The sequence below is a fragment of the Ruegeria sp. CF1 genome (assembly GCF_056537445.1).
In genome coordinates, this window is the sequence record NZ_JBQFRN010000002.1 from 50066 (window position 1) to 74101 (window position 24036).

The following is a 24036-nucleotide window of genomic DNA, read 5'->3' on the forward strand; positions in this document are numbered from 1 at the left end:
ACCCCTTACCAGCGCTTGGTCTTGCAGTTTTGCGTGTGGACATGCCCGCCGCGTGGGATGTCAGCGATGATCTTGCCGATATCCTCACCATACTTGATCGCCGTATCGCCGTTCTTGAGGTCCGTGAGCGCAATCTTGTGGCCAATCGGAACATCCGCACCTGCGGTCAGGCGAAAGGTCGAGTTGTCATGTGTAATACAGCACAGCATGTCGGTGCCTGCAGTCAGGCCTTCGACGACCACGACACCGACATTGTCTTCCTCTTCATGCACCAAAAGGTGCGGTATTTCATTTGGGGCTGGATTTGACATGAAGGTCTCCGGTTTTTGCTATGGTTTAAGGATGGTTTTCGGCGCAAGCGTCTTGCCAGCGCGAATGTCTGTAAAGGCCGAGGCCCCGTCGGACAGGTCGCGGGTTTCAACCCAGTCAAGCGTCCCGAGGCGGCCCTTGAACATGGCATTGCATGTGTCGCGGAAGTCCTGTGCGGTATAGGTGTAGGTGCCGATTAGCGTGATTTCCTGCAGCGTGATGCGTCGGATATCCAATCCACCTTCGGAACTGCCTAGGCCGATGTGCAAAATCACCCCGCCCGGGCTGACGAGAGCCGAGGCAACCGCACGGGTAGACGCAAACCCCACTGCGTCGATCACCAATGGAATGTCCTGTTCCGGTGTGTCCACAACAGCGATTCCACAGGTGTCGCGAAGATAGGTCGCACGGGCTGCGTTGGGTTCGGATAAGGTCACCTGCTCGACCCCCATCGCAGTGAGCGCGAGAGCTGCCGCTAGCCCGATTGCCCCGCCGCCAATCACATGGGCACGCCGTTCGTCTGCCGGGTGCAGGGACGCAAGCCCCAGCCGCACCGCATGCCAGCTGACTGCAATCGGTTCGGCGAGTGCGGCCTGCTCCAGCGTGATATGCGAGGGCACTTCAATCAAATTGCGCTCTGGGATAGCGACGTATTCCGCAAAAGCGCCTTCGCGCGGCGGCATTGAGATGATCTGTCGCGAGGGGCAAAGGTTCTCACGTCCGGACCGGCTGGCCGCGCTGTTGGGGTCGTTTACCAGCGGATTGATGGTTACGCGGCGACCATCAGCAGTCACACCGGCCCCCTCATGGCCCAGGATCAGCGGTGCCGGGCGGCGATCATCATGGCCCAGATAGGCGTGCATGTCGGACCCGCAAATACCGACGCTATCGATGCGGACGAGAACCTCATCGGGGCCGGGCTCCGGGTCCGCGAAATAGCGGTATTCCAGTGTTTCGACATCAGTGTAAACCAAAGCTTTCATTTCGCTGTAAACCCTCCATCGACCATCAAAACTTGCCCGGTCACGTAGGCACAGGCATCAGAGCAAAAGAACAGCAACGGGCCGTCGAGGTCTTTGGGCTCACCGTTGCGACCGATACAGGTCTGCGCAGCATTACGGTTCGCGCGTTCAGGATCATTGAACACTGCAGCCGTCAGCTCGGTTCGAAAGAACCCAGGGCCAATCGCGTTTACGCATATTCCGCTCGATGACCAGGCCTCGGCCATTGCTCGGGTCAGCTGTGCCACGCCGCCCTTTGACGCCCCATAGCTAAGCCCACCTGGAAAAGCTCGGCTGGACTGGAGCGATGCGAAATTTACGATCCGTCCCCAGCCTTTGGCCTTCATATCGGGCACTAGGTGCTGCGACAGAAAGAAGGGAACGGCAAGGTTCAATCCCAGTGTGATGTCCCACCCCTCAGGCGATACATCATCCGCAGCCTCGCGCGTGTTGATCCCGGCGGCATGCACCAGAATATCCGGTGCCCCAAACGGCTGCGACGCGGCAACGGCCAGCTCCGCCAACCGATCACGATCCGAAAGATCCCAGGGCAGGGGATGGACCTGATCCAGCTCGGCCAACGCTTCTGCACGTCGCGCCACGCCCACGACCTTAGCGCCGGCATGCGACAGTACCTCTGCCGCTCTGCGACCAAGGCCGGAGCTGGCCCCGGTCACAAGAGCGGTATGTCCAGTGAGATCAGGATGATAGGTCACGGGTTGGGTCAGTCTTCGGCTGTCAGGTCAAAGTTTTCATCGGGGAAGAACTTGGCCAATCGAATATCCGCGGTACGCGCGTGCCCCTCCATACCTTCAAGGCGTGAGATACGGGCCGTCGCCTGCGCAATCGGCTTCATCGCATCAGCGGTCGAGCGCTGCCAGGTCACGATCTTCATGTATTTATGGACGCTGAGGCCACCGGTGTAAGTGGCCGCCCGGCTCGTGGGCAGCACGTGATTGGTGCCCGAGGCTTTGTCGCCAAAGGCAACCGTGGTCTCTTCGCCCAAGAAAAGCGACCCATAGCACGTCAGCCGATCCAGCCACCAATCAAGATCATCGGCCATGACTGTCAGGTGTTCCGGGGCGTATTGATCCGATGTCGCCGCCATTTCTTCGCGATCCGCGCACAGGATGACCTCGGCATAATCGCGCCACGCAGCCGTAGCGTTTTCGCGGTTCACTTCGGGCAGGTCCTCGATCAGCACTGGCACCAAGCGCATAACCTCTTCGGCGAGGTCGCGATTGTCTGTCACCAGCCAAACCGGTGAGTTGTATCCGTGCTCGGCCTGCCCAACGAGGTCAGTTGCAACAACCATCGGATCAGCAGTGACATCCGCAAGGACCAGACTGTCCGTCGGGCCCGCGATCATGTCGATGCCGACACGCCCGAACAGGATACGCTTTGCTTCGGCCACAAACTGATTGCCGGGGCCCACAAGGATGTTAGCCTTGGGAAGCCCGAACAACCCGAAGGTCATCGCCGCAACCCCCTGCACGCCGCCCATGGCCATGATCTTGTCGGCGCCACAGATATGCGCGGCGTAGACGATCGCAGGCGCGATACCGACATCCGGGCGCGGCGGTGAGCACGCGACAATGTGCTTACATCCCGCCACCTTCGCCGTCGTCACGGTCATGATCGCGCTGGCGATATGGCTGTAGCGCCCGCCTGGGACGTAGCAACCGGCTGCATCCACCGGGATCATCTTCTGGCCAGCGGTCAGGCCCGGCACAACCTCGACTGCGATGTCGGTCATGGACGCTTTCTGTGCCTCGGCAAAGCGTTTGACGTTGCTGTGGCTGAACTCGATGTCGCGCTTCAGCTTTTCTGGCACGGCATCCATCGCGGCCTGGATTTCGGCATCGCTGAGAATGACGTTACCTTCGTAGTTGTCGAATTTGGCTGCGTATTCCAACGCCTTGGCATCGCCACCTGTCTCAATGTCGGTCAGGATTCCCTGCACAATTTCACTGACATCTGACGCTCCGCTGCGCGCGGTCAGCGTGGCTTTCTTCAGGTATTCACGGGTCATGAATTAGGTCCTTTTCTTACCGCGTCTTTCGGCGGCTTATCGATAGACATCAGGCAACAGCGAGGTAGAGAACGCCGGGATATAGGCGATCATCAACGTCACGATCAGCATGAAGAAAACAAACGGGATGGCGCGGTAGGCGATCTTGAGGATCGACTCGCCCGTAATCCCCGACACCACGAACAAGTTCAGCCCCAAGGGTGGAGTAATAAACCCGACCCCCAGCGCGGTGATCATCATGATGCAGAACTGAATCTGGTTCATCTCAATCTCTTGCGCCAACGGGTAGAGGATCGGTGCCAGGATCACGATGTTGGGCGTCGTTTCCATAACGCAGCCCGCAATGATCAGGATAAGGACCATCATGGCGATCAGTACGAATTCGTTACTGCTGACTGAGGTCAAAGCTCCGACAAATCCTTGCGGCACTCCAATGATCGCCAGAGCTTCGGCCAGAGGGATCGAGAAGGCGATGATCGGAAGGATCACACCGTTGACCTTGGCCGAACTGACCAGCATGGCCGGGAAGTCGGACAATTTCAGTGTGCCCAGGATAAACCCGATGAATATGGTCACGACGACCGCCACGGCACCTGCCTCGGTCGGGGTCAGTTTCCCCGAGAAGATGCCGTAGAAAATGATGCCGGGGACAAGGAAAGCGTACCAGCCGGACTTGACCGTCTTCCACAGGTTCGCGCGCCATTCAGCTGCGGTCATCATGCCGCCGCCTTCCCAAAGGTTCAGCCGGTTCATCACGACGTTGGTGATCAGGATGGCCGTCAGGATCAAGAGGCCGGGGATCAGCGCAGCAAGGAACAAGGTCGAGACCGCTATACCCAGCACGAGGCCGATGATGATATAGGCGATAGAGGGCGGGATGAGGATGCCGGTGCAGGCTCCTGCTGCGACCAAAGCACAGGCGTAGGGGCGGGGATAACCGCTCTCGACCAGCCGGTCGATAGTCATGCGCCCTACCGCTGCCGCACCTGCTGCGTCCGACCCGGAGATCGCCGCGAACATGCCACAGACCAGGACGGTGGCCGAACCGAAGCCACCCTTGGCCCAACAGGTCAGGGCTTCGGCGACGTCCAGAAACTTTCGACTGAGCCCGGTTCGGACAAGCACGTCTCCGGTCAGGATAAACAGCGGCACAGCTGTCAGCGCGAAGGCATCGATGCCCGAGAACAGCTTTTCGCCGACAAGGCTCAGCGGCAATGCGCCGGACATGATCAGCATTGTGATCGATGCTGCGCCGATCGCGGCCCAGACCGGAACGGCGAGCGCGACAAGAGCGACGAAGAGAATGACGGAGGCGTAGAAATCCCACCCAAGTTCAAGCGTTTGACCGCCGAGTTGTTGCCACATCATGGCTCAGGCCCTCCCTTAATCAAACAGCTTGTCGCCTTCGTAGACGGGACGGCCCGTTCGAAGGTCGGCAATGTCGCGGACGAAGGACTGCACCAGTCGAAAGATGACCAGCGCGAAGCCAAACGGCACCGCCATGAGGAAAAAGACCTGGCTGATCCGCAGGCCGTGTGTGACAGACCCGAATTTCCAGGACACGTGGACTGTCTCCCACGACCAATAGATCGCGACGAGCGCCACGATGAACATCACGATGTCGCCGAAGATATAGAGCAGCGTTTTGACCGTGCGCGGGACGTAGTGCATCAGAACATCAATGCGGATATGCCCGCGTTCCTTGACCGCGGCGGCAGCACCGATCCATGCGAGATAGATAAACGCATACCGGACGATTTCTTCGCCCCAGATGGACGAGTAGGCAAAGACCTCGCGCCGGACCACTTCGATGAACATCGTGCCGACGAGCATGACGTAGAAGACTAAAAGCAGCCAACGTTCGGCATTTTTATCAATCGCTCGAAAGAGCTGAGACATAGCATCCTCACTACCGTCACGCGGCGGCGACGTGTTCTAGTGGGTTTCTAATGGGCAAACATCGGATGAGCCGACGCTGGACGCGCCGGCCCGAAGATGCGATCAGGCGTCGTGCACGTAGTATTTCGCACGCGTGTCTGCGGCTTCTTCCAGCTTGGCGAACGCATCCATCGATCCGGCCAGCTCGGTCTTGAAGCTGTCCCATTCGCTGCGCTGATAGCCACCGGCCTCTTTCCATTCGCCCAACTGATCTTCGCTGAGCGAGTGGAACTCGACGCCGTTCGCGATCAATTGAGACATGGCGTAGGCCCGTGCCGAAGGCACTTTGGAAAGGTTCTGCTGCTGGGTGACTTCGCCCGCAAATTCGATACCTTCCTTGACGTCCATCGGCAGGCTGTCGAACCATTCAAGGTTGATCGAATAGACCTGACTGTCCGGCACCGCCTGAGTGAAGGTCACATGGCTGAGGATCTCACCAAAGCCAAAGACATGCAACGCGCCCACCGAGGGATCAAGCGCGTCTGCGACGCCTTGCCGGATCGCTGACGGAGTCTCACCCCACGCAACAGGCGTCGGGTTCGCACCCACCATGCCATAATACTGCTGCAGCATTTTTGATCCGGGTACGCGGAATTTGACACCGGACATATCGCCGGGGGTGATAATTGCGTTGCCTCCCTGGCGAACAGCGACGACGCGCGGATCGATCACGATATACATCAGCGCTTTAAAGCCAGATGCCGCGATCTTGGGGTCTACTTCCGCCTTCCAAGCTTCGGAGGAAGTCAGGTTCGTGAACCGCTGGTTGGACCCGCAGAAATATGGAAGGTTGATCAGATCGACGACGCTTGCGAAGGGCGCGAAATTTGACAACGAGTGTTGCGCCGCTTGTATTGTCCCGCCCTGAACTGCCTGCGCCAGTGCTCCGCCCGCGCCAAGCTGGCCACCGGGAGCCAGTTTCACATAGACCTTGCCATTCGTCATGTTCTGGATGTTTTCTTTCAGGTCCAGCTGCATGATCGGATAGCTGCGAGACGCGCCCAGAACATAGGCCGTTGCCAACGTCATCTTGAATTCAGCCGCGTTTTCGCGATCGCGTTCCTCGGCGGCGGTCTGTGCTGCCGCTTCGCTGGACCACAATGTCCCAGCCGCGCCGGCGACCATGGCCGCCGTGAACGAGCCGGTGCCCGCGAGTTTCAAAAAATTCCGACGCTCGGCCGAAGCCAGCTCCTGTTTAGTCTTGTCCATGTGTTCTCCTCCCGTTGGACTTTTTTTCGGATTTATTCCTTTGATTTTTTATCCGAAATTTCTTTTGCTTCGCTCCGCAGAATGCCGATCGAAAAGGCGATGGCCGCGGCAAACAAGATCAACATTTCCCAGATATTGTTGACCAAGGGCGCATTCGACACTGCTCCGATCACTACGTTCGCTACAAACGCGAGCAGCAATATTCCAGCTATCAAGTATGGCATGCGTCCTCCCCAACCTATCCAATGCCTCGCACTGAGTCGCCCGCAATGTAAGCGCTTACATTTTGTTATGCAAGCGCTTACATTGCACATGTGTTGTAGGTTCCCGACAAATCGTGCTTTTGATAGAATTCGTCTTGAGCTAGTTGCCCATCCAAAATGACAAGAAAAACCATGCCTCAAAGCGGTCACGAAAACACAGTCCCAACCCTTGCAGATGTTGCCCGACATGCGAACGTGTCCACCGCAACTGTCTCGCGGTGCCTGAACTCGCCAGAGCGGGTAGGGCAAAGCACAAGGGAACGAGTTCTGGCAGCCGTACGAGAACTTGGGTACGCGCCAAATTTCGGAGCCCAAGCCCTTGCAGCAAGGCAGACAAATACCATCGCCGCCGTGATACCGACTATGGAGAACGCTGTTTTTGCACGCGGATTACAGGCGTTTCAGGAAGAGCTGGTGAGGCATGGTAAAACGCTTCTGGTTGCTTCGTCCGCCTATGATTCAGAGCTGGAAGAACAACAGGTGCGTGCGTTGGTAGCGCGGGGTGCAGATGGGTTGCTGCTGATTGGGTACGATCGCGAACCGGAAATCTATGCGTTTCTGGAAAAGCAGCGTGTACCAACTTTGATCGCTTGGTCATTTGATCCTGACCAATCCCCGCCTGCCATCGGCTTTGACAATCGGGCTGCGATGTTTGCCCTTGCCCGGCAGGTCATTGGATATGGGCATCAGCATATCGCGTGTATCTCTGCTCCAACCGCTTCGAATGATCGGGCAAGGGAACGCGTTCAAGGAATTCGGGATGCCAAACAAGAGGCCGGTCAGGACCCGAATACAATGTTTCTTGTCGAGACCGCTTACGGCGTTGAAACTGGTGAAGTTGCTTTGCGCGAGGTCATGACAGCCGCACCAGAAACGACTGCCGTGATGTGCGTCAATGATGTTTTGGCGGTCGGAGCCTTACGTGCGGCTCGGGAAATGGGGCTTGGGGTGCCCAGGGACCTCTCAATTACCGGTTTTGACGATATCGAAATTGCAATGCTCGCCGAACCCGCTCTTACGACGGTCCATGTCCCGCATCGCGAGATGGGTCGTCGCGCCGCTGGGATGCTGATCCAGATACTCCGTGATGCGCACAGCGGTCAAAGTGTTGAGTTGCCGACAGAAATAAGACTACGTCAATCACTCGGTCCTGCCCGCACTATTGAGTGATCCCGACCTTGAGGGCTATGTCTGGAAATCCACTCGCTCGAATCTACCAACGATGTACGACCCGGATTCGGCATGCGCGGCCAATCCAACTTGAATTACTGGTGTGAATAATTCTTAGACTCAGAGTTTATGGCTAGCAGGCCAAGAGAGCTGTGAGAGTGATTGCTGAGAGGAAGGCCTTTGTACGCGGCTCATCCGTTGCGATGCAGAATGCCCCGAACCGGACGATGCCTGCCGCGGCAATCGGGCAAAAATTATTTTGTCGCGGCTGTCTTTCAGGTTCTGGTCACGTGGTTAACAGAGCCGAAAGTTCATTTGCCCCCTTTTTCAGGATACCCAGAAACGACATCAGGCTGTTGACGTTGTGACGTTGTGTCGGTGCATGAACCGAAAGTGTGCCCACCAATCGGCCTTGCCCATCTTGAACGGGTACTGCTAGGGCTGCCATTCCACTCATGAACTCTTCATCATCAGTGGAATAACCGTTCTGAGCGATATGTTGGATTTCCGTGCGCAATGACTGCGGATCGGTCAGGGAACTTTCAGTCTGTGGCTGCAGATTTCCTGCTGAAAGAAATCCATCCAGTGTTTTCTGCCGGAGCGTGGACAAGTACATCTTGCCGCTGGCGGTGCAATGAAAGGGAACCTGTGTCCCGACCGGTAATTGAATGCGCAAAGGCCACTTCGTCTCAACCCGGTCAAGATAGATCATGCCCTCTCGGTCAGGAATGGCGAGATTGCATGTCTCACCAACCTGCTCGGCGACACTGCGTAAGATCGCCAAACGCGCTGTGCGCAGATGCTCGGACGACATGGTGTTGACTGAAAGCAACCTTAGACGGTGCCCAGGACCGTATGAGCGGCCATCCAGATCGCGCTGCAGGAAACCTTCGGCCTCTGCTGTTTGCAATAAACGGTGGATTGTTGGTTTCGCCAGACCGAGTGTCTCGATCAGGTCCGATGGTTTGACGGCAACCCCGCGTCGCGCCACCTCCTCAAGGATGAGGAGAAGGCGCAAGTTAGTTGGGATCTGAGTTTCTTTGTCTTGTGTTTCCGTTTCGGCCATCCCGCAACAGTCTAGTTATTTGGCAGCAGGATCAAGGCCAGATCAGGTACAAGCGAGATCAAAATCCACACTGATATCAGCGCTGCTAGATAGGGCACAGTGTACCGAAGCAGACGGAAGTAGGGAACGCCAGTCACCCCTGATGCCACGTAGAGATTGAGACCGTAGGGGGGTGTGATGAAGCCAATCGAAGCCCCCACAAGGAAGATTACCGAGAAATGGATCGGATCAATCCCGACCGAGGCCGCAATCGGTGCCAGAATCGGGGCCAGGATGATCGTGACAGGCAGGCTTTCGAGTACCATGCCCGAGAAGAAAACGATCACCATCGAAGTAAACAGAACCGCATGGTAGCCACCCATCGAGGTTACGAAATCCCCAATGGTTTGCTGAGCGCCAAGCAATGAAAGGATCTGCTGCATCACCACAGAAATCGCGATCAGCGGTGCGAGGATACCTGTGATCTGGGCCGAGCGGATCACGATTGAGGGGATCTCGGGGATCGTGAAGCCTTCGACGACAAACATCTCGGCATAGCTTTTTTCGGTGGGTGAGATGTCGTTCCGCGCGCCCATGATCCGATTGATCGGATAGCTGACCAACCCTGCAATAACGCAGAAGCCGACCGTCACTCCGGCTGCCTCAGTTGGTGAGAATTTGCCTGTGTATATACCCCACAGCACCAGCCCGATGGCAAAGAATCCAAGCCAGGCACCGAATGCAGTTTTCAGCACCCGGTTCAGTTGCAGCGGAATCAGATGTCCCCAGCCGTTCATGCGGCAAATGATCCAGCAGGCGAACTGCATGCCAAAGACCATCAGCGCGCCCGGAAGGATACCAGCCACGAATAGCTCGGAAATCGGCAGGTTCATCAGGAAGCCATAGACGATGAAGATGATCGAGGGAGGAATGATGATCCCCACCGTGCCGCCTGCCGCCGCCGTGGCCGCGCTGAACCGTTCGTCATAACCCCCTTTGACCATCTCGGGGTGCAGCATCGAGCCAATGGTGGCTGTCGTTGCCGAGTTCGACCCCGAGATCGCAGCAAACAGCCCACAAGCGCCGAGTGACGCCATCGCTAATCCACCGCGTATCCAGCCCAGACAGGCATAGGCGAAATCGCTGAGCCGCCGCGCGATGCCCGATTTATTGATCAGGTCGCCGGTCAGGATGAAAAGCGGCATCGCCAGCAGGGCGAAACCCTTGTTGAACACGTTCAGAAGTTCAGCACCCATGTTGTCCAGCGTCAGGCCAAGAACAAACGAACAGCCGATGACCCAATAGCCGATTACCAGCAAAACCGGCACGCCCAGCATGAACAGAAAGGTGACCGCAAGAGAGATCAGTGTGACCATAGTTCCGTCTGTCATCAGTCTGCTCCGATCACGGCCTGCTTGATCAGCGGCTCGCCTGTTTTCCAGTTGTTCAGATCATCGGCAAGGTTCTGAAACACGCGCCCGACCATCAGAAAGAACGACAGCGGTGCGGCCAGAAGGAACCACCACTGCATGATATTATCTGTACCCAGAACGATCTGAAAGTTTGATGCCGACAATGCCACCAGCCGTGTTGTGGTCACGATGACGATCACCGCAAAGATGAACCACAATATTGCGTCGAGTATCAGGCAAGCCAATTGCCCAGCCCTCGGCATTGCAGTGCGGAATTCGCTGAAGCTCAAATGTGTGCGCAGGCGGACATTGTACGACGCCCCAAACCACGCCATGACCATGAACAGCAGCGGGGGAATGGTGGTCGACCAGGGTTCCTGATCGTTGAACACAAACCGGTCGATCACGCCCCAGAAGATGATTAATGCGATCGCAAGGTAGGAATACACCATCACCGACCGTTCCAGATGACGTTCAACAAATGGCACCGCCCGATAGATCAACATGATCACGATTCCGCCAATCGCTGAGACAATCGCGCCCAACACCCAGGCGGCGTCGGATTCCAGTGCGGATTGAATCTCGAACGAATCCTGGCTGAGAAAGGCGCTGAAAATCGCGCCGATGTCTGCCCAAAACGACATGAACCCCGTCCTCCCAGTCGGTATAAAGTTGAACCGGCCCGCTCAGGGCCGGTTCGTAACAGTCTATCAGGCTTCGCCTTTCCACCAACGGCGCGGTTCGACATTTTCCGGCAGGGTGTCGGCCGGAATCTCGCGCGCGATGTCGTAGATTTCCTGATAGGTATCAATGCCGCCTGCCCATTTATTCAGACGTTCGCGCCACTGGGCCCAAGGCTCTGGGTTGTAGTTCGGGGCGCACATCTCTTCGGCCAGCTTGATCTGATCGTCAGCCAGGAATGCCGGGCGCACGCCATTTTCGGCGAAGATCGTGTCCGGCAATTGCGGCTCCGAGAAACCCACCGTATTCAGCAATGCGGCTTCATTCGCACCCTGGATCAACGCTTGAGTGAAGTAGGAAGATTCCATAACTGCGTCCTGCAATTCTCCACTCAGACCGTCAAAGACCTCGGCCGACATGGACGTATGTTCAGTGCCGCAGAAAAATTTCAGATTGACCGACTGCGAAACCACCGGCGCCATGTTGGCGTAAGCCACGGCCGAGGCCCAGGTTTCCGCCCCATCGATCAGACCTGTCTTAAGCGCATCCAGCGTCTCTTCCCAAGCCACCGGGACTGGGTTCAGATTCAGCAATTGCATTGCAATCCGGCCCAACTGCGTACCCGTCACGCGGTTCTTGGTACCAAACAACTCTTCCAGTTTGGTGACGGTCGGCTTGTCGGCAAAGGTCGAACCCATTTGCAGGCCGCGTAGCTCACAATGGGTAAACAGGAACTTCAACCCGTGCCGTTTTTCCAGCGGATCACGCAGGATGCGCTGGCTCGCCGGGCTATAGAAGAAGTGATACTGCGCCGCGCGGCTGGGGAACATATAGGCATAGTCCAGCACGTTCAGATAAGGTGCGCCTCCGGCCGAGTTTTGAGTTGAGGCGGCATAAATATCGACGATCCCCTGTTGGGTCTTTTCGACACAGCTCAGCTGGCCGCAGATCTGGTTGTCGCCGATGAATTCGATGCGAATCTCGCCGTCCGTGCGTTCTTCCAGGTCGCGCGCGAACTCGATTGCGCCGGCGCGCTCAATCAACAGGTTGCGGGTGTTGAAACCCGACGCGCCGAATTTCAGCGTGTGCTTCGGCTCTTTCGAAAAGCGCTTCTCATAGGTGGATTCGGCGGCCTGCGCCAGATTCGCCAGACTCATCGCGCCGCCGAACCCGCCTGCCGCCAGCAGTGTCGAACTCATGCCGTAACGCCCGGCCACGCGGAAGAAATCTCGCCGTGAAATACCACTTAGTTTCCGTCCGATCTCCATTGCTTACCTCCCTGATCGCAATTATTGAGACGTTTTGTATCAAAAAAGGCTAGTATAATTCTTGCATCTTGCATAGAGTTTTTTTCAGCGAGTTTGGAAGGAGGCGGTCATGGAGGTGGATTATGCAGTTGTTGGCGCAGGATCGTCGGGCTGTGTCATTGCCAATCGGTTGAGCGCAGACCCCAACACAACTGTTGCGCTGCTCGAAGCAGGTGGCCGCGATACCAACCCGTGGATTCACATCCCCGTCGGCTATTTCAAAACGATGCATAACCCCTCGGTTGACTGGTGCTATCGCACTGAGCCAGACCCCGGCCTTAACGGTCGATCCATCGACTGGCCACGGGGCAAGGTACTGGGTGGCTCATCTTCGCTGAACGGGTTGCTCTATGTGCGTGGCCAGAAGGAAGATTACGACCGCTGGCGGCAAATGGGCAACGAGGGTTGGGGCTGGGACGATGTGCTACCCCTGTTCAAACGCTGTGAGGATCAAGAACGCGGCGAGGATGAATATCATGGCGTCGATGGCCCCTTGTCAGTGTCCAACATGCGCATTCAGCGCCCGATCTGCGATGCCTGGGTCGCAGCAGCACAGGCCGCCGGTTACCCGTTCAACCCAGATTATAACGGGGCCGAGCAAGAAGGCGTGGGTTACTTCCAACTGACCACGCGCAATGGGCGCCGCTGTAGCGCCGCCGTCGCCTATCTCAAGCCCATTCGCGGTCGTCAGAACCTCAACATCATCACCAAAGCGCTTGTGTCGCGTGTGGTTCTGGATGGGAAAAAAGTAACCGGGCTGGTCTACCGGGATCGTTCTGGTAACGAGCAGACACTGACTGTTCGGCGCGAGGTCATCCTGTCCGGCGGGGCGATCAACTCTCCCCAAATCCTGATGTTGTCAGGGATCGGAGAGCCGGATCATCTAAAGGAAAATGGTATCAAACCGCTGCACGCCCTGCCGGGTGTTGGCAAAGGTCTTCAGGATCACTTGCAGGCGCGGCTGGTGTTCAAATGCAATGAGCCCACACTGAATGACGAAGTTCGCAGCCTGTTCAATCAGGCGCGAATCGCGCTGAAATACGCACTATTTCGTGCAGGTCCGATGACAATGGCCGCCAGCCTTGCGACTGGTTTCATGAAAACCCGGCCCGATGTTGAGACGCCCGACATTCAGTTCCACGTGCAACCCTGGTCCGCCGACAGCCCAGGCGAAGGTGTGCATCCGTTTTCGGCCTTCACGATGTCGGTCTGCCAACTGCGTCCGGAAAGTCGGGGAGAGCTGCGCCTGAACGGACCGGACCCATCCGAACATGTCAAGATCATCCCGAACTATCTGTCCACTGAAACGGACTGCCGAACCATTGTCGACGGCGTGAACATCGCGCGCGGGATTGCCAAACAGAACCCTCTGGCCTCGAAGATTTCAGAAGAGTTTCGACCAACGGCAGAGCTGAGCTGCGAAGATTATGAAGGCACTCTGGATTGGGCCAGATCGAACAGCGTGTCGATCTACCACCCAACCGGCACCTGCGCGATGGGGAACGCCGAGACGTCTGTTGTCGACGCAAGACTAAAGGTACACGGTATTTCGAACCTGCGGGTGGCTGATTGTTCGATCATGCCGGAAATCGTTAGCGGCAACACCAACGCACCAGCGATCATGATTGGCGAAAAGGCAAGCGACCTGATAAAGGCGGATGCTTGAGAAATCTGCCATCGTATCTGATCGCCTGATCCCTACAGTATCAATAGATCAGTGCGTCAATCGCATCAAAAACGATCTGGCGCTGTGCCGGTGGTTGGAATCTGCATTCGCTTTGCGACCTCTTCGTCTTGTGACTAAACGAAGTCTGGTAACAGAACCTCGGATTATATTGCGTTAGCCAATAGTCCTAACCGCAACTCCAGCTTTCCTTTGACCTCCCCCGCGTTTCGGCCGGCTCAAAGTCGATCTTTGCTGCCTACATTAATGTCTCAGGCAGCTCCCTTTGGCTGACATTCACGAATTCCAAAACGACACGCCACCTACGTACTAATGACGTGCCAGCAGGGAACTCATAATAAAGTCTTCAGCGCACACAATGATCCCGGTCATGGGCATTTCTGACAGCACACTACGATATGCACTGCCTTCCAGAACTTCGATCACCAGTTGTGACGCCTGAAGGGGATCCGGAACGGTGCGCAATTCACCGCCGGTAATTCCTCGCTTCACTACAGCTTCCAGGGCCTCAGTCAAACTCGACCGGTTCTCGACGAACAGCTGCGCGATGTCCGGTTGACGAACTGCTTCGCTCGAAATTTCCAATGTTAAAATAACGTTTTCCGGCGCAGCAAGGTATTTTGCGTAGGCCTTGATGAACTTTCTTATGACTTTGGGCGCGGGCGCATCTGAGTTCAGGATTTTCAGAAACGGCTCCATCTCGTGGCGTTCAAGTATTGCGATTTCTACAAGCACATCATGTTTGCCGCGAAAATGATTATAGAGATTTCCAAGGCTGACGCCCGCCCGCGCAGCGATATCGCGGACGCCTGTCTGATGATAGCCGCGCTCAAGGAAACACATAACTGCGGCCTCCAAAATCTGGTTGCGACGCTTGGCTGTTGCCTTTTCCCGGATTGATTCCGGCTTCCTGGTGTCTTCGGACATTTTTTCAACTTAATATTGAACGAACGATCGTTCATAGTATATGACACTCTATCGAATGCCACAAGGTGCAATGGATTCGGCGGCACAGGAAAGACTGGTCTATGACAGACAAAACTTTGGTAACTCGGCAAAGACCGACCCGGCGGTGGCTTTGGATTGGACCATCGTTGGCACTGTTTGTAGCGATCGCCATCCTCCTGTTTGATACAGAAGATACAATTGATGTTCAGGCAACAACGACCTCACCTCCGCCGCCGACCGTCTCGGTCGTCACAGTTGCTTCAGCAACCGTACAAGCGCGGGTTTCGGCGTTTGCCGAAGTTCGGCCTCGGTGGGATGCCAAGCTGCGATCTGCTGTGTCCGGGCGCATCATTGCAGTGCACAACGCCGCTTTGGCAGGGACTAAGGTGGAACGGGGTGCCCCTTTGTTTTCAATCGAAAATGCACCTTATCAAAGCGCCGTTGCAGCCGCTGAGATGGAGCTTGAGCAAGCGGAACTGGCGTTATTGCGCGCGCAGAACAAAGTGACAGTCGCGCAACGACAGTTTGACCGGGATGAAACAGAACCGCCAAACGAACTGGCTGTGAATCTGCCGCAATTGCGCATTGCCGAGAAATCCGTTGCAGCTGCGCAGGCACGGCTGAATGCGACGCGAAATGAACTGAAGGACGCGGAGGTTGTCGCCCCTTTTTCGGGATTTGTAACCCATCGCTTTGCCAGCCTGGGCCAGACGGTCAACCCAGGCGATGCCCTGATACACCTTTCGGACGACCAGCAATTCGAACTGGTCGCCGAGTTTAGTCAGGCGGACTGGGCGTTGTTGGATCATCCGATCTCTGGCGCCACTGCTGATCTGACACAGCGCTCGGGCGGAGCGTTGGGGTGGGCTCAAGTCCGGCGTGGAGGAGGGTTTCTGGATCAAGACACACGGCAGGTGCGGGTCTTTCTGGATGTCACAAAGCCCGATGAACGCATACTCGCCGGAGACTTCCTGCAGGTTCACATTCCCGGACGCCGGATCTCGGACACATTAACCCTACCCGAAAGCGTCCTGACCCGTGCGGGATACATTTGGATTGTAGACGATAAGGACCAATTGCTGAGGCTTAGCCCGAACATCCTGTTCCGCAGCGAAAGTACAGTGACGGTATCGGCTCCCGAAGGGACCGGCCCGTGGCGCGTGGCCAAAACACCTTTGGCCTCGTTTCTACCGGGTCAGCGAGTGACGCCGCAATCAGATGGAGGCTGAGCCATGCACGCTCTGACATCCTGGTTTATCCGAAATCCGGTCGCTGCCAATCTGATGATGGCACTGATCCTATTTCTTGGGGTGCAAACGCTGCTGAACATTCGGATCGAAGGCTTCCCCCGCATTCCGCCGGAAAGTGTTACAATCGCGATCGAGTTTCCGGACGCCACAGCCGAACAGGTTGATGAATTGGTGACCCAGAAAGTTGAGCAGGCCCTCGAAGGTTTGGAAGGCGTGCGTAGTGTGATCTCACAATCCCAGAATGACCTAAGTGTCGTGACTGTCCGCCGCGCAGGTGGCCAGAAACTACAAGCCGTCCTGGATCGTGTCCGTATTCGGATCGACGGCTTGACTGATCTGCCTGATACTGCGCGCCGACCCGTGATCGAAGCCTCGGGTTTCGATTTCCCGGCGCTGTATCTGAACTTGTTCGGAGAAACAGACCCCGCCACATTACAGAGCTTGGCGCAACGCCTGAAAGAAGAGTTGCTGGCGCAACCGGAATTGTCGCGGTTGCAAATCTGGGGCCTGATACCGCGGGAATTGCGCATCGAAATCGACCCGGCGTTGCTGCGCCACTATGGGTTGACGGTTTCGGATGTGACCCGCGCCATCGAAGGGAATTCGCTGGCCTTTCAGGCAGGTCGTCTGAGGACTGATGGCGGTACGATTTATCTGCGGGCCGATGACAGGGCGAAATACGTGCCGGAATACGCAGCTCTGCCGATCATCGAACGTGACGACGGGTCCTATGTGCCTTTGGGCGATATTGCTAAAATCGAAGACGGGTTTCAGGACGGCGAGTACCTGTTTCGCCTGAACGGCAAACCAACCGTAGGGATGGAGGTTCTGGTCGGGCAGAAGGAAAACCTGCTGGAGATCAGTGATGTCGTGCGCAGCACGGTTGACGAGTTCAGCCGACAGCTGCCGTCGCAGGTACAGGTCGAGGTTTGGGGTGATAGCGCTGGCTACATCTCGGACCGTCTGGCGCTGTTGCGCTCAAACGGGGTGCAGGGTTTGATCCTTGTGACCCTGATGCTGTCGATTTTCCTGAACGTGCGTTTGGCCTTCTGGGTTGCCATGGGCATTCCCGTTTCGGTCATGGGGGCGCTTGCTGTCTCGGGCTCGAAATGGGTGGACTATTCGCTGAACGATGTCACGACTTTTGGTCTGATCATTGCCTTGGGAATTCTGGTCGATGATGCCGTTGTAGTCGGCGAAAGCGTTTTTGAAGAACGCCGCAAGGGGAAGGACCCGATTAGGGACACGGAACGCGGCGTACATCGCGTGGCTGTTGCGACCGTTTTTGGCGTGCTGACCACAATCGCAGCCTTTTTCCCGATGCTGTTGATCGACAATCCGCTGGGCAAGGTACTTGCCGGGTTCGCGGGCATCGTGATCCTGACGCTGATCTTTTCGCTTATCGAAAGCAAATTCATCCTGCCCGCCCATCTGGCGCAGGTTTCGATGCGGCAAGAGCGTCGATACTTGCCGACCCGCTTGTGGGGGCGGGTACAGGATTCTGCGCAGGGCGGGTTGTACTGGGTGCGGGATTGCATCTACCAGCCTTTGCTCGTCGCGGCGGTGCGTCAGCGCTACGCTGTGCTGATCTTGTTCATTGCCGCCGCAACGCTGGGGCTTGGCCTGATGTACAAGGGCAAGGTCAGGACGGTGTTCTTTCCCGAGGTGCCCGGTCAGGTCATCACGATGAACCTGGAAATGGATGCCCGCGCCCCCTTTGCACTGACCCGCACGAACGTGAATCGGATCGAAGCCGTGTTGAACGAGCTGAACGTCGAGCTTGCAGAAGAGGCGAGTATGTCTGCTCCACCCGTTCAGACAGTATTCACCATCATCAACAGCGCTGGAAATGCCCAAATTTTCGCTGAAATGATCCCGGTAGCTGAGCGTCCGAATGTCCCGATCCTTTCCGTGGTCCGCGAATGGCGCGACCGGGTCGGTGCGGTCGAGGGTGCCACCGAGTTGGAGTTCACCGGATCGGAAACGCTTGCCGGAGGGTTCCGAATCCGGTTGGCGTCAAAAGACGAAGACCTTCTGCAGCAAGCCAGCGCCGAAATGAAAGGTTTCCTGTCGAACATCGAGGGCGTGGCAAATGTAAGGGATGGGTTGGTGGGCGGCCAACCTGAACTGAAACTCCGCCTGCGCCCGGACGCGCGGCACCTTGGTTTTAACGCCGAGGCTCTGGCCAGACAGATTGGCTATGGGTTCGGCGGGGCCGAGGTGACCAAGGTCAGACGCGATGGGTCCGAAGTCCGCGTAGTCGTACAGAACGCGCGTGAAAACCGCGATACGTTGGCGGATCTGGTGCAGACCCGGTTGCGCAGCGCATCCGGCGCTTGGGTGCCGCTTGAGACCGTCGCCGAAATCGAGGGCACCTATGCCTCTGGCACTATCGATCGCCGTGACGGCAAGCGCATGAACATCGTAGCAGCGTCCATCGACCGCGACCTTGTTGCTCCCGAAGAGGTGGGGCAGGCGGTGTTCGAGCAGCTGGTCCCGAAACTCCGTGCCAAATATCCCAGCGTAACCGTCCTGCCGGCCGGTGAACTGGAAGAAATGGCCGATATAAGCGATGGCCTGAAGCGCGCGCTGTTGCTGGCAGCCATTCTGATCTATGTGCTGATGGCCGTGCCGTTGAAAAGCTATTGGCAGCCTTTCGTCATTCTGGCCATCGTGCCATTCGGCTTTATCGCAGCCGCCGTCGGGCACCTGATCATGGGTGTCTCGCTGTCGCTGTTTTCGTTCTTCGGCATGCTTGCTCTGACCGGTGTGATTGTGAACGACAGTCTGGTCATGATCACCCGCTACAATCAGGCGCGAGAGGAAGGTCAGCCCGTGAATCTGGCGCTGAGAAGCGCAGGTATTGGACGTTTCAAGGCGATCTTTCTGACCACCGCAACTACTGTGATTGGTCTGCTGCCTTTGCTGACCGAAACCTCTGAGCAAGCGCAGTATCTGATCCCTGCGGCAATCTCTTTAGCTTTTGGAGAACTCTTTGGCACAGCCCTCATGCTGCTGCTGGTGCCGGTACTGATCGCCATCACCGAGGATGTCATTGCCATTTTCAAGTCACCCCTTCCGCAGCCTTCTGAAGAAAGGACAAAGCCATGATACGGAACCTTCTAGCCCCTGCATTCGCCGTGGTAACGCTTGCGACTCCGGCCTCCGCCGAGGGTCTGAATGTGACTGTGGACGGCATCCGCAACGCCAAGGGCAACATCGTGATCCTTGTATTCGATAACGCGCACGCCTTTGACAGTTTGGATGTCTGGAGCGCCATTGACTACGCCCAGATTCCGTCACATAAAGGCAGCGTCAGCCATGAGTTTTCTGACCTGAACGCGGGCCCATACGCTGTGCTGTTGTTTCATGACGAAAACAAGGACGATGACCTGAACATGACTGAGACAAAACTGTTGGAGGGGCTGGGTTCAACAGGTGCCTCAGACCCTCAGGACGAGCCGGATTTCAAGGCTGCCTCGGTCTGGCCGGGCGATGTGCGTGTTCGCATTCACTATGATCAGTAATTCGCCATGCTGACAGATCGAAAACTGACAATCGGCACGCTTCTGAGTGTGTTCCGCTGGCGCGTAGGGCTTACGTGGTTCCTGATCCTGGCTGAAACTGCCCTGACAGTTTTGATTCCGCTGTTCGTCGGCTTCGCCATAGATGGATTGCTGAGCGAAGATTTTGAGCCCTTTGTGCAGTTAGGTGCGCTCATGGTTGCCCTCACTATGATCAGCGTGATCCGGCGGATTTACGATACACGTGTCTACGGTATGATCCGTGTCGAATTGGGCAAGGCGCTTGCCGCGCGGTTTTCAAATCTTCCAATTTCGTCGCTGAACGCCCGGATCGGCATGGGGCGCGAACTGGCCGACTTTCTTGAAGAGATCCTGCCTTCGGCAATCGCGGGGGTGGTGCAGTTCGTCGTATCAGCAATTTTGCTGTTTTACTTCTCGCCAGTTCTGGCCCTGTCTGCCTGTGGGGTTCTTGTCGGAATGATATCTGTATACGCTCTGTTTCATTCGACGTTTTGGCAATGGAACCGTGCGCTGAATGAGCAAATGGAGCATCAGGTCAGTGTTCTGGAACAACGACGTGACCGTCCGGTTTTCGTCCACCTGAGTAAACTGCGCCGGTTCGAAGTAAAGCTCTCGGATACCGAAGCCGTTCTGTATGGCGTAATCTTCATTCTGTTAATAGGTCTGCTCCTATTCAACCTGTGGTTCGCGACCCAAAACCTGGATGCGACACCGGGCATGATATTTTCGATTATCAGCTATTCGTGGGAGTTTGCGGAAGCCGCACTTGCTTTGCCCGTCACCTTACAATCCTGGTCTCGCCTGTCAGAAATTACGACCAGGTTGCAGAGCGATTGATCAGGCTTGCATACCATAAATGGCGTGATACGGGATTTGTAATCAGGAAGTAACCAGTCCATTCCGGTCGTGCGCAGCCTAGCTAAAGGAGGGGTAAGAAGAGCTGATAAACTAGAGCTTTGTGAATTCAGACAAAGCCTGCAACGGGCGCATTATGACTGAAGATCGGGCGTCGCGCTGTAATCGTTCGATGAGCTTCTTGAATATGGCCGGATTTCAATAGCAGATTCAGGTAAGTCAGCTCCAAAAGGTCACGCTGTGCGCGGCTGCCACCCAGACGAGCGTGATCTGCCATGACCGGAGTCAGCTGTTGCAGCGCATCCGTCCAATCTTGTCGCGCAATCGCGCCCCACGCACGGGCCACCGGGCGAACAAGATCTGCCGCAAAACCCAAGCTTGTTTCGGTCAGAACCGCAAGGCGTTCACCTTCCCCTGCCATTGCATGAGCCAGCGCGCCATGTATGTCCGCAAAACTCATGCCTGGGTTTGGAAAAAACCGTGATGCGTATTCGCTCAGGTCGCGCCAAAGTTTGGGCGCAACTGTTAGACCTGCAATTTCAGTGCGGTGCAAAAGTGCAGCAGCATCGGTTAGAACATTTATCGGCAACGAATAGGACGCTGCGGGTGCGATAGCTCCCTCGTAAATCGTCCATAGCTCAGCCTCATTCCCTTGCTCCAAGGCCCACAGAGCGCGATGCCAACTTAAGTGGCCGTGCAATACCGAGCGCACATCATAATCCGCGATCCAGTCGGCAAGGTATGCGCGACCGGCCTCTCCATAACCTTGCTCGTAGAGCGTGTGCGCTTTGAAGTGTGACGCGTTTGCATTGGCGTTGTTCAAAGCGAGCGAGCCGTCCATCATGGACATGGCCTCATCAAGCCGCCCAACTTCGCACAGCGCCTGACCGTGTACGCTCATAACCCACCAGTCTTCGCCCAAGGCATCAAATAATTTGGTCGTGTAGGCAAGTTGCATGCTTTCCCGACCAGGCTCACCCGATGTCCCAATCAAACCAAAAATGTTGGTACAGATCTGCGCGACAAGGACATCGCGGGGGTGATGAGCAGCGTGCTTCAGAACTGCGCTTCGTGCCTGTGAAACACGTCCCTGAAGCAAGAGATCGAATACCGCGAGATGACCCTCCTCGCGCTCAGTCAACCCAGATGCGCAGGCGCGGGCCGACGCCATTGCCTCTTGAGCGCCAGACATATCGTTTTCATACATTCGAGCTCGAGCAAGCCCAACGTGACCGAGGGCGAAGCCGGGATCGGCCGTGATGGCGGCGGAAAAAGCTTCGCTTGCACCAAACGTTGCTGCAAGGATGTGATCAAGCCCCGCGACATAGGCGTCCCGCGCCTCTGGCAGGCTGGTCGTCAGCGTCAGTCCATATCGGTCAACCAGCATCTCCATACTCCCACTTTCGTCAGCATACTCAAACGTGAGTGCTCGCAACTGCCCAACGCTAGCACAAAAAGCGAAACCATAAGCACTATTGTGGATAATCGATTGCTATAAGGATCGAACCATCGGTTAACGGGCTGGCCTTCTGGCCTTCACTGCTGATTGAAATGATATTGATTGAAACAAGCGTGCCTCATAGCCTTTCTTTGCCAATAGGGTTGTCCTAAGGAGGCACAGTGATGAGGTGCACATTGCCTACCAAGTATATGGCGATGGCTTTCTCGCTACGTTTGACGGACCCGGCCAGGCGATCCATCGTGGCAAGGCGATTGGCGATGCCATTTCCAAGCTGAATCTGGAAGTTCGCATAGGGGGTCACACAGGCGAGGTCGAAGTTTCTTTGCATTATGTGCGCGGAATTCCCGTTAACACTGCAGCGCGTATCTCAGAATTGGGCGGAGGCGGCGACATCGTCGTTTCCAGAACAGTAAAAGATCTGGTGGCTGGGTCCGGTCTGGACTTCGAAAGTCTTGTAACAAAAGAACTGAAGGGCTTATCCGAAGACTGGCAAGTTTATAAAGCGGTCTAAAGGCATCTCTAGCCATTCCACCCAGCAGCTTTCGGAAGTCACAAATCAAACATCAAATGATGACGGCGGGAGGGGTCGAGCAGATCTTCATTAGCCTTAAATTGTGGTTTTCACCCAATCAATATGAACGGCGGATTTGGCCTCAAAGCCGCCGAATAGCAGCGTGCTAGCCACCTCGGCACGAATGCTTCGGAGCTGGGCATCGCCTAATGTGTAACCGCTCTTTGAACGTCCGACATCGTTGATCCATTTGCCAAACGCATACTTTTTAGCCAATTTGCGACAATGGAGTTTCTCGACGTCAGCCACAACAGTTTCCTCGTCGCCATGTCCTGCATTGTTGCCTTCGTGGCAGGGTTTACAGGATTGTCGATGACGCGAGATCTTTCGACGAAGCCGGTCTTTGAAAAGAAGGCCTCGGTGGCTCTTGCGGCTGTTTCGCTTGGCGGTGGAATCTGGGCCATGCACTTCGTGGCCATGCTCGGGCTTCAGATGCCGATCCTGTTCTATTACGACGCTGCAATCACACTTGTGTCTGCCCTTGTCGCGATCCTGCTCGTCGGAGCTGCGCTTATTCTGTTGCATTTCACCGAACGCAACCGCGCCACGATTGCGATGGCAGGAGGCGTTGTTGGGTTGGGCATCTTGGCGATGCACTATATTGGCATGGCTGGCTTGGAGCTTTGCCGGGCAGTGTATACGCCCAGTGGCGTCATCTTGTCCTCGATTGCTGCAATAGCGCTTTGTATGCTGGCTTTCGCGATTGCCTACGGGCAGCGAACAAACAGAAACATTTTGCTGGGCACTTTGTGTTTTGCAGCGGCGGTTTGCACCGTTCATTTTCTTGCTCTGGCGAGCACCCGTTTCGTCGCGGTGCCAAGTGGGGTTGAGTTTGGCCCGTTGATGAGCAATGAGACGCTGGCCATTGGCGTAATCCTGTTCAGTTTCATCATATTTGGTGCTTGCTTGTGGGTCAGCGTGACCTATTTGCCTGGACCTTCGAGGAAAGACCCGGAGCCAACAGAAGCGGCCGTGGATGTAAAACCATTGCTGCAAATTCCTTGCGAACGGGATGGTGGAAAGGTCTTCATCTCTGCCGAAGATGTTTTGTTTTTGCGCGCGGATGGGCACTACACCCAAGTTTACACCGAAACGGATCGGTTGTTTTGTGTCTGGCCAGTGACCGAGGCCGCCAAGCGATTGGTGCCCACCGGATTTCTCCAGACCCACCGCAGCTACCTTGTCAATCCTCAGCGCGTGGCGCGGTTTGAGCGGACCAAGGATAAGGGCCGATGCCTGTTCGACGGGGATGGTTTACCACCCGCGCCGGTCAGTCGATCCAAACTCAAGACGGTTCAGGATGCGCTTGCATCGCAGGTGGGCGCAATTCGTGCGACCTAGGGCGCATTTCGTG

24 protein-coding genes are annotated in these 24036 nt (G+C 56.2%); 9 read left to right on the forward strand and 15 right to left on the reverse strand.

The window, feature by feature from the left end; translation table 11 throughout:
* Positions 1-5: 5 nt before the first annotated feature.
* From ACRZ96_RS05410 to ACRZ96_RS05445, 8 genes are all read right to left on the reverse strand, one after another.
* The gene (locus ACRZ96_RS05410; RefSeq protein ID WP_170392543.1) at positions 6-311 is read right to left on the reverse strand and encodes a UxaA family hydrolase; all 306 of its coding nucleotides are present in this window, start codon (positions 309-311) and stop codon (positions 6-8) included.
* Positions 312-329: 18 nt separating this feature from the next.
* Complete coding sequence (locus tag ACRZ96_RS05415; protein ID WP_480706941.1) at positions 330-1292, reverse strand: alcohol dehydrogenase catalytic domain-containing protein; 963 nt, start codon at positions 1290-1292, stop codon at positions 330-332.
* Positions 1289-2026: an SDR family oxidoreductase gene (locus ACRZ96_RS05420; RefSeq protein ID WP_170802058.1), complete on the reverse strand. Its 738-nt coding sequence runs from the start codon at positions 2024-2026 to the stop codon at positions 1289-1291. Before ACRZ96_RS05420 ends, ACRZ96_RS05415 begins: the two co-directional genes overlap by 4 nt.
* An 8-nt stretch (positions 2027-2034) precedes the next feature.
* The gene (hisD, locus tag ACRZ96_RS05425; RefSeq protein ID WP_170392540.1) at positions 2035-3342 is read right to left on the reverse strand and encodes a histidinol dehydrogenase; all 1308 of its coding nucleotides are present in this window, start codon (positions 3340-3342) and stop codon (positions 2035-2037) included.
* A 36-nt stretch (positions 3343-3378) separates the two neighbouring features.
* The gene (locus ACRZ96_RS05430; RefSeq protein WP_170392539.1) at positions 3379-4710 is read right to left on the reverse strand and encodes a TRAP transporter large permease; all 1332 of its coding nucleotides are present in this window, start codon (positions 4708-4710) and stop codon (positions 3379-3381) included.
* 15 nt (positions 4711-4725) lie between these two features.
* The gene (locus tag ACRZ96_RS05435; RefSeq protein WP_170420467.1) at positions 4726-5241 is read right to left on the reverse strand and encodes a TRAP transporter small permease; all 516 of its coding nucleotides are present in this window, start codon (positions 5239-5241) and stop codon (positions 4726-4728) included.
* A 102-nt stretch (positions 5242-5343) separates the two neighbouring features.
* On the reverse strand, positions 5344-6489 hold the full coding sequence (locus ACRZ96_RS05440) for a TRAP transporter substrate-binding protein (RefSeq protein WP_170392537.1): 1146 nt from the start codon (positions 6487-6489) through the stop codon (positions 5344-5346).
* Positions 6490-6521: 32 nt separating this feature from the next.
* Complete coding sequence (locus tag ACRZ96_RS05445) at positions 6522-6713, reverse strand: hypothetical protein (RefSeq protein WP_170513627.1); 192 nt, start codon at positions 6711-6713, stop codon at positions 6522-6524.
* Between the two features lie 171 nt (positions 6714-6884).
* Between ACRZ96_RS05445 and ACRZ96_RS05450 the strand changes: the two genes are divergently transcribed.
* Complete coding sequence (locus ACRZ96_RS05450) at positions 6885-7922, forward strand: LacI family DNA-binding transcriptional regulator (protein ID WP_480771896.1); 1038 nt, start codon at positions 6885-6887, stop codon at positions 7920-7922.
* Positions 7923-8208: 286 nt separating this feature from the next.
* On the opposite strand, the gene ACRZ96_RS05455 is transcribed toward ACRZ96_RS05450, so the two are convergent.
* The 4 genes from ACRZ96_RS05455 to ACRZ96_RS05470 all read right to left on the reverse strand — a co-directional run bounded on the left by ACRZ96_RS05455 (position 8209) and on the right by ACRZ96_RS05470 (position 12328).
* Positions 8209-8988 (reverse strand): IclR family transcriptional regulator, encoded by a 780-nt coding sequence (locus ACRZ96_RS05455; RefSeq protein WP_170661686.1) that lies wholly within the window; start codon positions 8986-8988, stop codon positions 8209-8211.
* An 11-nt stretch (positions 8989-8999) separates the two neighbouring features.
* Positions 9000-10358, reverse strand: a complete 1359-nt coding sequence (locus ACRZ96_RS05460) for a TRAP transporter large permease (protein WP_170392534.1) — start codon at positions 10356-10358, stop codon at positions 9000-9002.
* A complete protein-coding gene (locus tag ACRZ96_RS05465; protein WP_170392533.1) occupies positions 10358-11023 on the reverse strand; it encodes a TRAP transporter small permease in 666 nt (221 codons plus the stop codon). Before ACRZ96_RS05465 ends, ACRZ96_RS05460 begins: the two co-directional genes overlap by 1 nt.
* A 66-nt stretch (positions 11024-11089) precedes the next feature.
* Positions 11090-12328 carry a TRAP transporter substrate-binding protein gene (locus ACRZ96_RS05470; RefSeq protein WP_170402109.1) on the reverse strand — a complete coding sequence of 413 codons (1239 nt, stop codon included), beginning with the start codon at positions 12326-12328 and terminating at the stop codon, positions 11090-11092.
* A gap of 109 nt (positions 12329-12437) precedes the next feature.
* Between ACRZ96_RS05470 and ACRZ96_RS05475 the strand changes: the two genes are divergently transcribed.
* Positions 12438-14033, forward strand: coding sequence for a GMC family oxidoreductase N-terminal domain-containing protein (locus ACRZ96_RS05475; RefSeq protein WP_170402106.1), 1596 nt, complete (start codon positions 12438-12440; stop codon positions 14031-14033).
* Between the two features lie 327 nt (positions 14034-14360).
* Here the strand turns inward: ACRZ96_RS05475 and ACRZ96_RS05480 are convergent, their stop codons facing one another.
* Positions 14361-14978 carry a TetR/AcrR family transcriptional regulator gene (locus tag ACRZ96_RS05480; RefSeq protein ID WP_480706940.1) on the reverse strand — a complete coding sequence of 206 codons (618 nt, stop codon included), beginning with the start codon at positions 14976-14978 and terminating at the stop codon, positions 14361-14363.
* Positions 14979-15018: 40 nt separating this feature from the next.
* On the opposite strand from ACRZ96_RS05480, the gene ACRZ96_RS05485 reads away from it, so the two are divergent.
* The 5 genes from ACRZ96_RS05485 to ACRZ96_RS05505 are packed head-to-tail and all read left to right on the forward strand — an operon-like array spanning position 15019 to position 20631.
* The gene (locus ACRZ96_RS05485) at positions 15019-15183 is read left to right on the forward strand and encodes a hypothetical protein (RefSeq protein WP_480791107.1); all 165 of its coding nucleotides are present in this window, start codon (positions 15019-15021) and stop codon (positions 15181-15183) included.
* Positions 15146-16228 (forward strand): efflux RND transporter periplasmic adaptor subunit, encoded by a 1083-nt coding sequence (locus tag ACRZ96_RS05490; RefSeq protein ID WP_480771898.1) that lies wholly within the window; start codon positions 15146-15148, stop codon positions 16226-16228. Before ACRZ96_RS05485 ends, ACRZ96_RS05490 begins: the two co-directional genes overlap by 38 nt.
* Positions 16229-16231: 3 nt before the next feature.
* Positions 16232-19360 (forward strand): efflux RND transporter permease subunit, encoded by a 3129-nt coding sequence (locus ACRZ96_RS05495; protein WP_480771899.1) that lies wholly within the window; start codon positions 16232-16234, stop codon positions 19358-19360.
* Positions 19357-19776 carry a DUF2141 domain-containing protein gene (locus tag ACRZ96_RS05500; RefSeq protein ID WP_480814302.1) on the forward strand — a complete coding sequence of 140 codons (420 nt, stop codon included), beginning with the start codon at positions 19357-19359 and terminating at the stop codon, positions 19774-19776. The genes ACRZ96_RS05495 and ACRZ96_RS05500 overlap by 4 nt, the downstream gene beginning before the upstream one ends.
* A 6-nt stretch (positions 19777-19782) precedes the next feature.
* A complete protein-coding gene (locus ACRZ96_RS05505; RefSeq protein ID WP_170512798.1) occupies positions 19783-20631 on the forward strand; it encodes an ABC transporter six-transmembrane domain-containing protein in 849 nt (282 codons plus the stop codon).
* Positions 20632-20758: 127 nt separating this feature from the next.
* On the opposite strand, the gene ACRZ96_RS05510 is transcribed toward ACRZ96_RS05505, so the two are convergent.
* A complete protein-coding gene (locus tag ACRZ96_RS05510; protein WP_480814303.1) occupies positions 20759-22036 on the reverse strand; it encodes a tetratricopeptide repeat protein in 1278 nt (425 codons plus the stop codon).
* 241 nt (positions 22037-22277) lie between these two features.
* On the opposite strand from ACRZ96_RS05510, the gene ACRZ96_RS05515 reads away from it, so the two are divergent.
* Positions 22278-22622, forward strand: a complete 345-nt coding sequence (locus tag ACRZ96_RS05515; protein ID WP_480814304.1) for an adenylate/guanylate cyclase domain-containing protein — start codon at positions 22278-22280, stop codon at positions 22620-22622.
* 96 nt (positions 22623-22718) lie between these two features.
* Here the strand turns inward: ACRZ96_RS05515 and ACRZ96_RS05520 are convergent, their stop codons facing one another.
* A complete protein-coding gene (locus ACRZ96_RS05520; protein WP_170513065.1) occupies positions 22719-22931 on the reverse strand; it encodes a hypothetical protein in 213 nt (70 codons plus the stop codon).
* On the opposite strand from ACRZ96_RS05520, the gene ACRZ96_RS05525 reads away from it, so the two are divergent.
* Positions 22908-24023: an MHYT domain-containing protein gene (locus tag ACRZ96_RS05525; protein WP_170802047.1), complete on the forward strand. Its 1116-nt coding sequence runs from the start codon at positions 22908-22910 to the stop codon at positions 24021-24023. The two genes, ACRZ96_RS05520 and ACRZ96_RS05525, sit on opposite strands and share 24 nt — an antisense overlap.
* The last annotated feature ends 13 nt before the right edge of the window (positions 24024-24036 follow it).